The organism is Streptomyces sp. NPDC047453, assembly GCF_040643155.1.
GTDB lineage: Bacteria > Actinomycetota > Actinomycetes > Streptomycetales > Streptomycetaceae > Streptomyces.
On sequence record NZ_JBEYTS010000168.1, the window covers coordinates 1 to 2027 of the forward strand.

The window sequence follows — 2027 nt, forward strand, 5'->3', positions numbered from 1 at the left end:
ACCGACGACACCGCCCTGCCCACCGAACTCAGCGCATAGCCTCAAAGACGAGATCACCGAGTGGCCGTCGATACACCACTCCAGCGGACGTGACCTCGCCATGCGGCGCCCACGAGCAGGGCTGACACTCGGAAATATGAACACGACGGACATGTCATCGCGTGACTCTTCGAACCCACACGGGGCACCGGACGCCGACGTTCTGGTGGTCGGGGCCGGTCCTACCGGCCTCCTGCTCGCGGGTGACCTCGCCAAGTCCGGAGTCGATGTCACGCTGCTGGAGCGACGCGACCACGAATCCAATCTGAGCCGCGCCTTCAGCCTTCATGCGCGAACCCTGGAGCAGTTCGACGCCCGAGGCCTGGCCGACGGACTCCTCCGTATCGGCACGCCGACCCGGGCGCTGCGTCCGTTCGGCCGTCTCAGTATCGACTTCTCCAGGCTGCGAACGCGCTTCCCTTTCATCCTCACCATTCCTCAGTGGCAGGTCGAGCGGGCCCTGCTGCACCGGACCGAGGAAGCGGGAGCCACCATCCTCAGTGGGGCTCGGGTCACCGGGCTACGGCAGGATCCGGACGGTGTCGACGTGGACGTGCGCCAATCCGACGGCACCATGGCCACGCTTCGGGCCCGTTACGTCGTTGGTGCGGACGGGGCGCGCAGCACCGTCCGGCGGAGCCTGGGTATGCCGTTCCCCGGCAAGTCGGCCATTCGCTCCGTGATGTTGGCTGATGTGCTGCTCGACCGCGCGCCTGACGACATCTTCAATTTCAGCTCGAATGAAGAAGGTTTCACGTTCTTCGCGCCGTTCGGGGACGGCTGGTACCGGATCATCGCCTGGGACCGGCGCGAACAGGTGCCTGACGATGCGCCGATCACCTTGGAGGACGTCCGGGACATCACCAAGCGCACGATCGGCAACGACCTCGGGATGCACGACCCTCGGTGGCTTTCCCGCTTCCACAGCGACGAGCGGCAGGTGCCCCACTACCGGCAGGGACGCGTGTTCCTCGCGGGCGACGCCGCACACGTCCACTCGCCCGCCGGCGGCATGGGCATGAACACCGGGATCCAGGACGCCGCCAACCTCGCCTGGAAACTGGCAGCCGTCCTGCACGGCTGGGCTGGTGACGCACTGCTGGACACCTACCATGCGGAACGTTACCCGGTGGGGCGCATGGTCCTGCGCGTCAGTCACGCACTCCTCACGGCCGTCACCACCGGGTCACCTCTGATCCGCGCGTTGCGGGCCGCACTGGCCACCGTCGTGCACCAGTTGGTCGTGGTGGAGGCGCGCGCATCACGCGGCATTTCCGGCATCGGGATCACCTATCGGGCACCCCGCGGCTCTCATCTGCTCGTCGGACGCCGGATACCAGACCTCCGCCTGGCTGAGAAACCGGCCCGGCTCTATGAGGCACTGCGGGAGGGTAAGTTCGTGCTAGTGGGCCGCGATGTCGCTGCGGTTGCCACGCCGTGGGCGGGGCGAGTGGTGACAGTCTCCCCGGCGACGAGCCTGCGCCCGACGCTCCTGGTCCGGCCCGACGGCTATGCCGCGTGGGCGGCCGAGGACCCCGAGTCGGACGAGGTGCGCAATGCCCTGTCGCAGTGGCTGGGCCCGGTGGACCGCCAGGGAGGGTGAACGGCTTCCCGGTCTCGTGGGCATCGCGCCGCAGAAGGCCCCCTCACTGGCGCTGCCAGGTGGCACGGACGCACGTCGACGAGCAATGCGAACGTCGACCACTCGATCGGGACAGGTCGCCCGCACAGCAGGTCGGGCAGTTTGTAGCTCTTGTCGAGTATTTTCATGGGGCCGATCTTCATGATGACGCGTGTGGACCGTCGGGCATGGGGCGGGTGCGGTACCACGCGCCGGGTGTCCCGGGGGAGACCGGAACCCCGGCCCGATTACGGCGGGCCGGGGTTCTATGTGGTTCGCATGGTGCGGTTGGGTTTAGAAGTCGAAGTCTTCACCGTGGTGGCGCTTGACCACCCGGAAGCTGCCCACCACTCCGTCCTTGACGTGG

Annotated in this window: 2 protein-coding genes; both read left to right on the forward strand. The window is 67.4% G+C overall.

Annotated elements, in window-relative coordinates:
* Positions 1-136 precede the first annotated feature (136 nt).
* Entirely contained in the window at positions 137-1642 is a 1506-nt protein-coding gene (locus ABZ818_RS42690) for an FAD-dependent monooxygenase (protein ID WP_361427702.1), read from the forward strand.
* 165 nt (positions 1643-1807) lie between these two features.
* The coding region (locus ABZ818_RS42695) for a hypothetical protein (protein WP_361427705.1) at positions 1808-2027 on the forward strand (220 nt) is incomplete at its 3' end.

Coding starts and splice junctions, on each gene's coding strand:
- ABZ818_RS42690 (WP_361427702.1), top strand. CDS start 137: ATGAACACGACGGACATGTCATCGCGTGACTCTTCGAACCCACACGGG.